Here is a 7,840-nt window from a genome sequence, read left to right as displayed (position 1 = left end):
ATTACCTACGTTTTATCAGGGAATAACAGACTATAACTGACAACAATTGCACATTACCGACTGTCACTGTACACAACCGATTTTTCCGAGTTACAGCATACTATCTTTGTGTCATCGAAAGGGAGAAATCCTCACGAAAGTATGTTTAACTCTTTAAAATTATTATTTTATGATTCGTTACAAAATTTATCAGAACCAACAGAAGAAAGGCTTGAATGCGGGCAAATGGTTCGCCCGGGCGGTAAGCGACGAGACATTCGACCTTGCCAAACTTGCCGAACACATGTCGAAACACAATTCACCGTATTCCAGTGGGGTGATCAAAGGCGTGCTCACTGATATGGTGGACTGCATCAAGGAACTGCTGCTCGACGGCAAAAGTGTGAAAATTGATGATCTAGCCATCTTCGGTGTAGGAATCCGCAGCAAGGCTGCCGAAACGCTGGAAGAGTTCTCGCTGGAGAAGAACATCACAGGTATGCGGCTCAAAGCACGTGCCACAGGAAACTTATCGACAACCAATCTGAAGCTCGACAGCCAATTGAAGCAGCAGGCGGAGTATCAGAAACCGACAACGCCCGGAGGAGGTTCCGGGTCAGGCAACACTCCCGATCCGAAACCTAATCCGGACGAAGGAGACGAAGAAGCACCGGACCCGACTGTTTAAGTCATAACCTAAACCCTGACAAAGTCTTTAGCTTATCACGGCTAAAGACTCATTAAAAATCAATATTTTTTTCATTTAAAACCAAAATTTATGAGTAATTCATCATCCCGTTCCGTTTGGAGTTTCATTATCAAAGTAATCATCACTGTCGCTACTGCCGTAGGTGGTTTGATAGGAGTACAAAGTTGTATGTAAACTTATGCGGACCATCACACTAATTATCATTCATTGCAGTGCCACGCCGGAGGGAAAAGCCCTCTCGGCGGAGGCTTGCCGACAGGATCATATCCGACATCGGGGATTCCGTGACATCGGTTACCATTTCTACATCACACGTGATGGGGAAATACATTTGGGACGACCGTTGGAAAAGGTGGGAGCACATTGCCTGAATCACAATGAACACTCTATAGGAATCTGTTACGAAGGAGGACTGGATGCGGACGGACAAGCTAAAGACACACGTACGCTAGAGCAACGGGGATCGTTGTTAGCTCTGCTCCGTGAGCTAAAGAAAAATTTTCCAAAAGCGTTGATAGTGGGACATCATGATTTGAATCCGTGGAAGGAGTGTCCGTGTTACCCTTGTGTAGAGGAATATAGGGAACTGTAAAAGAGGAAGTCAATCACACTTATCAAACTCATTAATGATTTGTTCCAGTGTTTCTCTCAATTGGGGCAAATCATTTTTGATTTGTTTTCTACACATAGATCCCGTCTTTATTTATACAGTTTCTCAACAATTCATCCATGTTACTCCGCAATCGAACTACATCGACAGGACATTTAAGTAGTTTTTCCAATTCTTCCTTAATATGTACTAAAGTAAATATAGAAGGCCTATCTATCTCCACACATATATCAACATCACTACCATCATGTTGCTCACCACGAGCCACTGAGCCAAATATTCCCATACGAGAGATACCATATTTAGCAGCATTCTCCCGCATGTATTTACGAAGAAGAGATAGATATTCTACAGTACTTAACATAACAGATATATTTAGTCTATTACAAAGAAAGAGATTTTCCTTCAATAATCAAAGAGATATTTCTTTTTTCTATTCACAAGTACTCCTCATATTACTTCTCTTGCCCATAACCATATCCGTATCCATAACGTTTACCATAGCCATAATGCTTCCCATACTTACCATAGCCATAGTAGTAACCATATTTTCTCTTCTTCAGGTCTACGCCATTAATGATAGTACAAAGATTAGGCAACTTCTGTTCATGATACAGTTCATTGATCAATGTGTATTCTGCCTTATGCGTATAGTCCGCGCGACATACGTATGCTGATAAATCCGCCACACGACCAATCAATAAAGTATCCGTTACCATACCGATAGGAGCAGTATCAAGGATGACATAATCAAAATTCTTCTTCAAAATTTCAATAGCCTTGTCCAGCCCATCCCGTGCCAATAACTCCGTAGGATTGGGAGGAACGGTTCCACCCGGAAGGATATACAGATTCTTATTCACATCAGATAACTGTACCAAACTCATCAAATCCATTTCCGGATTGGCAAGATATTGAGTAATACCTTTCTCTTTGCTCGAAAGATTAAAAACCTTATTCAGTCCCGGTTTGCGAATATCAAGACCTACAATCACAACCTTCTTTCCCAATAAAGAAAGACTGATAGCCAAGTTAGCCGAAGTAAATGATTTACCTTCACCACTCACTGTTGAAGTTACGAGGATTACTTTCTTGTCATTCTGAAGCATAAACTGGATATTCGTTCGAATGTTACGGAAAGTCTCACTCATCAGGTTATTCTGATTCTCGAATACGGCAATAGAACCGTCTTTGGCATTCTTCTCATCCGTCAATGGGATATCACCCACAACAGGTACACTCGTCAGTTTCTCCACATCAGCACGACCTTCGATCTTGAACTTCGTCAGATCAATTAGGTAGATAACAACAACAGGTATCGCAATTCCTAAGACCAGTGCAGCCAAATAAATAACGCTTCGCCTTGGGGATACAGGAATAACATCAGCAATGGCATCATCTATAATCTTCGCATTGTTCGCAGTAGCAGCCAGCATAATGGCATTTTCCTCACGCTTTTGCAACAACATCAAGTACAATCCCGCCTTTATTTCCTGTTGACGGGCTATACTCACATACTGACGCTCCTGACCCGGAGCATCACTGATACGACGCATATAGCGTTTGGCTTCACGGTCAAGGTCGGCTTTGGTGATGAACAATCCTTGCAATGTACCTTCAAGGGTAGCCTGTACATTCGCTTTCGTGGCACGAATACTGGTATCCAAGTTGATGATAGCCGGATTATTCTCTGTGGAAGTACGAAGCAGACGTTTACGTTCAATAAGCATTTCATTGTATCGGTCTATCTGTGCGGCAAGAGTAATGTCTTTTAGACCAACATTGCTGGGTAATATCTCATATTCGTTATGACCTAAGTATTTCTTCAAATCTTCCACTAAGCTAATTTGCGTACGGTTCTCGACCTGTTTCTTTTCATATTCAGCATTACCGGTCAGAGCAATTTGTGCATCACTACTCAAATCAGTAATTCCCGCATCACGTTTAAAAGTCTCCAGATCAGCTTCCGTACTTCCCAGCTCTTTTGAAATAATACCAATTCGTTCATCAATAAACTCTGCCGTTTTCTGCGCTATTTCATTCTTATCATTGTTGGTATTACGATTATACATCTCGAGCAGCTGGTTGATAAAATCCTGCCCGCGCTGCAAACTGGAGTTTTTTAAAGAGACCGTTACTACAGAGGTAGTCTTCGAGGTAGGTTCAATTGTCAAGTTCCCACAATATCCTCTGGCCACATTCATAGGCTGGCTAATGGTAGCTGTGATATGTCGTACATCTTGAACAGGAGAACCCACTTCTTCATTTTTCTTCGAAGAGACAGAATCCATAGTATGAAAAAAAGAAAGTGTTCCCTGATTAGTAGGAAGGATGGCAGGCAGTTCCTCAAAATGCTTTTGAATTTCTTTATCTTCCATTTTCACATTCACATCCAAACTTCCTTGTGGGTGCAGTACCATTTCAATAACGATGTTCTTCTTCAGATTCTCTGCTTCTTGTGGGATCATACTAACCTGTACAGGAGAGGTCTTGTACAACTCTTTTGAAGGGATCTGATCATTATCCTGATAAGTAACATACAAATTTAAGTAATTGACTACTTCTTTCACTAGAGTTTTAGAACGCAACACTTCTATTTCATTGTCTATACTTTGCGAAGAAGTGATCAATCCACTAAGTCCCAATTCATCCAATCCGGCTACATTGTTTGAACTTCCTCCTTTCTTATCATCTTTAATCAAGACTGTAGCAGAAATGTTATATACAGGAGTAGCAATATACAGATAAACATAAGCAGCAATTAAACACACTATCACTGTGCCTACAAACCAAGGCCAGTGAATCAGATATTTAAAAAGCAATTCCCGGATATCTATTTCTTTATCTTCTGCTTCTCGCAATTTCTCGTTTGTTAGTTCTTCTTTCATTGTTACGAATGTTATCTTAAGATATTATATAATAGACTGGCAATAGATATCAGGATAGAGGTAGCAGAGAACCATAAACTAGTACTATTTCCGATATCAGAGTTACGTGCTTTAGCTTTATTGGGTGTTACATAGACGATATCATTCTGTTGCAGCCAATAATACGGAGAAAGAATTGTCTCAGCTTTATTTAAGTCCAACGGAATAATCTCCTGTTTACCGTTAGCGTCCTCTCTTATTAATTTTATATCATTACGCAATCCATATACAGTCATATCCCCTGCCATAGCCAATGCTTCCAACAAGTTCACTTTTTCATTCGAGATAGTAAAGGTACCGGGACGGGCGACTTCTCCAATAACTGAAATTTTATAATTCACCATTCGTACAGTTACGATAGGCGTTTCTTTTATATAAGGCTTCAGTTTTTCCACAATCATCTGTTCAGTACCCTTCTTAGTTAATCCTCCCACATGCAATTCACCCAAGACCGGAAAGTTAATCTTACCTTCGTTATCAACCAAATATTGCTGTAGAGCTGGCTGAGTAGTAGTATAATTCAAAGCAATGTTACCTTGTGTAGCAACTGTCAAATTGAAAGGTGCGGCTAACTCAGGACTCGTACATGACACCACAATCGTCAACAAGTCTTTAGGCATGATCTTTGCATCATACAACTGTTCATTCTGAACTCCATACAACACCACCTCGGCATCCTGTAGATAGGGCACTTTTTTATAAGACTGACAGCTGACCAATGCAAAAGCCAGCAACACGATTAAAAAGGATTTATTCATATTACTTTTACTGTTATTATTAGAACTTCTTACCAAAAACTATATAGACAAAAGTTTTTATTAATATTTTAAAGTCAAACAACCAAGAGCGATGTTGCAGATAAAACAAGTCATAACGCAGGCGACGCAACATTTTTTCTATCGTATCAGTATAACCATTATAAAGAGTAGCATACGAAGTTACTCCCGGACGGATCTGATATAGAAATCGATAACGAGAATCACGCTCCATTATCTGATCAATATAAAACTTGCGTTCCGGACGAGGACCAATAAAGGCCATCTGTCCACAAAACACATTCCAAAGTTGCGGCAATTCATCCAAATGATGTTCGCGCAAGAACTTACCGACTCTAGTTAATCGAGGATCTCTGCCACCTTTGTAAAGCTGAGGTCCCATAGATTCAGCATCCAGCCGCATACTGCGAAACTTATAGATATAAAACGGATGACCAAAACGTCCGATACGCTCTTGTTTGAAAATAGCCGGACCACCATCTTCACGCTTCACTGCCAGATAACAAATTAAAAACAAGGGGGAGAATATTAATAATAAAACTCCCGCAATAATACAATCCCCTACTCGTTTCACATTACGTTCAAAACCATTCATTCCATCCGGAATGAACTCTTCACTATACCCCATAAAATATTTAAATTGAAAGAATTACCTTAATACTTTTTTATAAATCAAACTCCTCAAACCGTTTGGTATCATACGGATAGAAAAACGAATACAAACATTTCTTAAGAATACATGTAAGCTGATTAAGCCCATTTGCCATATCTGCTTTTGAAATCGTATTTCGCTTTTTACATATTTCCATCCCCCACGTCGAGCAGCCATAGCAGTTCCACCCCGTACATTGACCAACACATCCTGTACATTATAAAATTTCACTCCATTCTTTATCATTCTCATCCACAGCCAATAGTCCTCAAACAAATAAAAATGCTGATAACCGCCTGCATCAAGTACATCTCTTTTATAAAACATTACTGTCATATGATTGAATGGATTTTTTAACTGACAAATTCGTTTAAGTTCTTTATCTGTTTGCGGAAGCTTTCGATACGAAATAACATCTTTAGAGTTATTATCAAACTCAGAGATCCATCCTCCAACTACTGAAACATCCGGGTGTTCGTCAAATACCCGCAGTTGATTTTCAAATCGATCCGGCAAAGACAAATCGTCACTGTCCATACGTGCAACCAAGTCATAGGTACACGCAGACAAGCCTGCATTAAGTGCATTACCTAATCCCATATTCCTTGCTAGTTTTACTATTTTCAGAGTAGTGTATCTCTCACAAAAATGAGCAATAACAGTATCTAATTCTGGAGTTAACGGACCGTCTTTAACCAATACAATTTCTGTAGGGGGAACAGTTTGTTCCAACACACTCCTTAAAGCCGCTTCCAAATAATCACCTTGCTCACGTGCGTAAACAGATATCAACACACTAAAATTTTTCATTATAACAGATTCCGTTTCAGATAATCCAAGGAACGTTGTTTTCTTTTTCCAACTTATCATTGACAAAGCCATAATCACTATCAATAAAGAGAGTTTCGGCTAATTTCTCCATATTATTTACAACTCTTTCTTCCAAATGAAACTGAGAAAGTAACGACAAAATTTTTTCTTTATTCGTAGAACGTACTAATGTGACAAATTTTTTATTAAACTTCAGCGACATCACAGTGCCATGAAAAGTATCTGTAACCACAAAGTCAGCTTCTCTCAAATATCCTAAAACTTCAAATGGATCCGGGACAACTGTTTCATCACACCATGAAAAGTAGAAGCCGATAGAAATTATCTTTTTATTATACTTACGAGCAAATGCGCGTATTGCCGCAATTTCTTTCTTATCTTTGATGCGATTCGGATAAGTATAGATAATAATATAATTTTTCTTATCGACAGTTTTTATATAGGATGAATAATCAAACATCAGTACAGGATCGACATTTATAATCGGTTCTTTACCTGTCAGCTCCTTTACAATATTAAATGAATTCACATCACGTACAGAAATAGCGTGCATTGTCTTCATAGAATTGGCAATCTCTTCTTTCAGCCCATAATGTTCTATGTCTTTCATCGTTGTATGCCCAAAAGAACCTGCATAAGAAATGACCTTATCAGTATTGGCTACTCTGCCATACAGTTGAGGAGTATATCCCCATGGTACACGTTGAGCAAAATTAAAAACCTCATCACTACCTATTACTACAGTATTAAAATACTCAATAGAATGCGTATTTGCTCCCAACACTCCCCAAAATTCATTACCAAAACGATTTCTGAACTCACGAGTATATCGAATGCGTTTCAGGATATCCCACTTTAGATAACGTTCTATAACTTTACCTGCTAAAAAAGGAAATGTTCGCTTTAACCCCGGAAATACAACTCCCTGCTCTATATCAACAAACTCACATTGATGTCCCCAACCTTCTATTGTTTTTTTCAAAGCGAATGCCTGCAGAAAAGACCCATAATTCATGACTTTCTGCATGGATAAGACTCCTACCTTCATATCTTCTATTTATATAATAACCGAATACTCCCCAAATGGCTTCAAATGATTACCCGCATTGCAAATAAGACTATCGATACTCCTGCCAAATTTACCCCGGCATTCTTCCCAAAAAGTAAAATGACTGTCTGTTTTTCCTACATCAAACACTAAATATTGGCATGATTTACCTAGCTTTTCCACGGCTTTTTCCAAGTTTTTTTGGGCTACGTCCCGCAATAATAACTTCCGCACCTCCAGAAATACATTTTTACCCATATTATACCCCAAGCCACGACCTCCTCCTGTAATCACAATAGACTTTCCTT

At 39.1% G+C, this 7,840-nt stretch carries 10 protein-coding genes; 3 read left to right on the top strand and 7 right to left on the bottom strand.

The genetic code is table 11. The features are described 5' to 3' along the window. The first annotated feature begins 169 nt into the window (after positions 1–169). The 3 genes from HMPREF9007_RS03385 to HMPREF9007_RS03390 all read left to right on the top strand — a co-directional run bounded on the left by HMPREF9007_RS03385 (position 170) and on the right by HMPREF9007_RS03390 (position 1,280). Positions 170–667, top strand: a complete 498-nt coding sequence (locus tag HMPREF9007_RS03385) for a DNA-binding protein (RefSeq protein WP_008763346.1) — start codon at positions 170–172, stop codon at positions 665–667. Between the two features lie 90 nt (positions 668–757). Continuing rightward, positions 758–862: a smalltalk protein gene (locus HMPREF9007_RS27300; protein ID WP_008767884.1), complete on the top strand. Its 105-nt coding sequence runs from the start codon at positions 758–760 to the stop codon at positions 860–862. A gap of 4 nt (positions 863–866) precedes the next feature. Continuing rightward, the gene (locus HMPREF9007_RS03390) at positions 867–1,280 is read left to right on the top strand and encodes an N-acetylmuramoyl-L-alanine amidase (RefSeq protein ID WP_008763345.1); all 414 of its coding nucleotides are present in this window, start codon (positions 867–869) and stop codon (positions 1,278–1,280) included. An 88-nt stretch (positions 1,281–1,368) separates the two neighbouring features. Here the strand turns inward: HMPREF9007_RS03390 and HMPREF9007_RS03395 are convergent, their stop codons facing one another. The 7 genes from HMPREF9007_RS03395 to HMPREF9007_RS0125440 form a co-directional block, all read right to left on the bottom strand. Continuing rightward, the gene (locus HMPREF9007_RS03395; RefSeq protein ID WP_008763344.1) at positions 1,369–1,662 is read right to left on the bottom strand and encodes a nucleotidyltransferase domain-containing protein; all 294 of its coding nucleotides are present in this window, start codon (positions 1,660–1,662) and stop codon (positions 1,369–1,371) included. Between the two features lie 91 nt (positions 1,663–1,753). Next, positions 1,754–4,186 (bottom strand): polysaccharide biosynthesis tyrosine autokinase, encoded by a 2,433-nt coding sequence (locus HMPREF9007_RS03400; protein ID WP_008763343.1) that lies wholly within the window; start codon positions 4,184–4,186, stop codon positions 1,754–1,756. A gap of 11 nt (positions 4,187–4,197) precedes the next feature. Further along, positions 4,198–4,983: a polysaccharide biosynthesis/export family protein gene (locus HMPREF9007_RS03405; RefSeq protein ID WP_008763342.1), complete on the bottom strand. Its 786-nt coding sequence runs from the start codon at positions 4,981–4,983 to the stop codon at positions 4,198–4,200. A gap of 19 nt (positions 4,984–5,002) precedes the next feature. Then, positions 5,003–5,629, bottom strand: a complete 627-nt coding sequence (locus HMPREF9007_RS03410) for a sugar transferase (RefSeq protein ID WP_008763341.1) — start codon at positions 5,627–5,629, stop codon at positions 5,003–5,005. 21 nt (positions 5,630–5,650) lie between these two features. Then, the gene (locus tag HMPREF9007_RS03415) at positions 5,651–6,463 is read right to left on the bottom strand and encodes a glycosyltransferase (protein ID WP_008763340.1); all 813 of its coding nucleotides are present in this window, start codon (positions 6,461–6,463) and stop codon (positions 5,651–5,653) included. 16 nt (positions 6,464–6,479) lie between these two features. After that, entirely contained in the window at positions 6,480–7,532 is a 1,053-nt protein-coding gene (locus tag HMPREF9007_RS03420) for a polysaccharide pyruvyl transferase family protein (protein ID WP_008763339.1), read from the bottom strand. Positions 7,533–7,541: 9 nt separating this feature from the next. After that, the gene (locus tag HMPREF9007_RS0125440) at positions 7,542–7,826 is read right to left on the bottom strand and encodes an SDR family NAD(P)-dependent oxidoreductase (RefSeq protein WP_165000547.1); all 285 of its coding nucleotides are present in this window, start codon (positions 7,824–7,826) and stop codon (positions 7,542–7,544) included. Positions 7,827–7,840 lie beyond the last annotated feature (14 nt).

It is taken from the genome of Bacteroides sp. 1_1_14 (genome assembly GCF_000162515.1).
Taxonomy (GTDB): Bacteria; Bacteroidota; Bacteroidia; order Bacteroidales; family Bacteroidaceae; genus Bacteroides; species Bacteroides thetaiotaomicron.
Note: the sequence above shows the minus strand (reverse complement) of the source record. Positions and strands in the feature narration are given on the sequence as shown.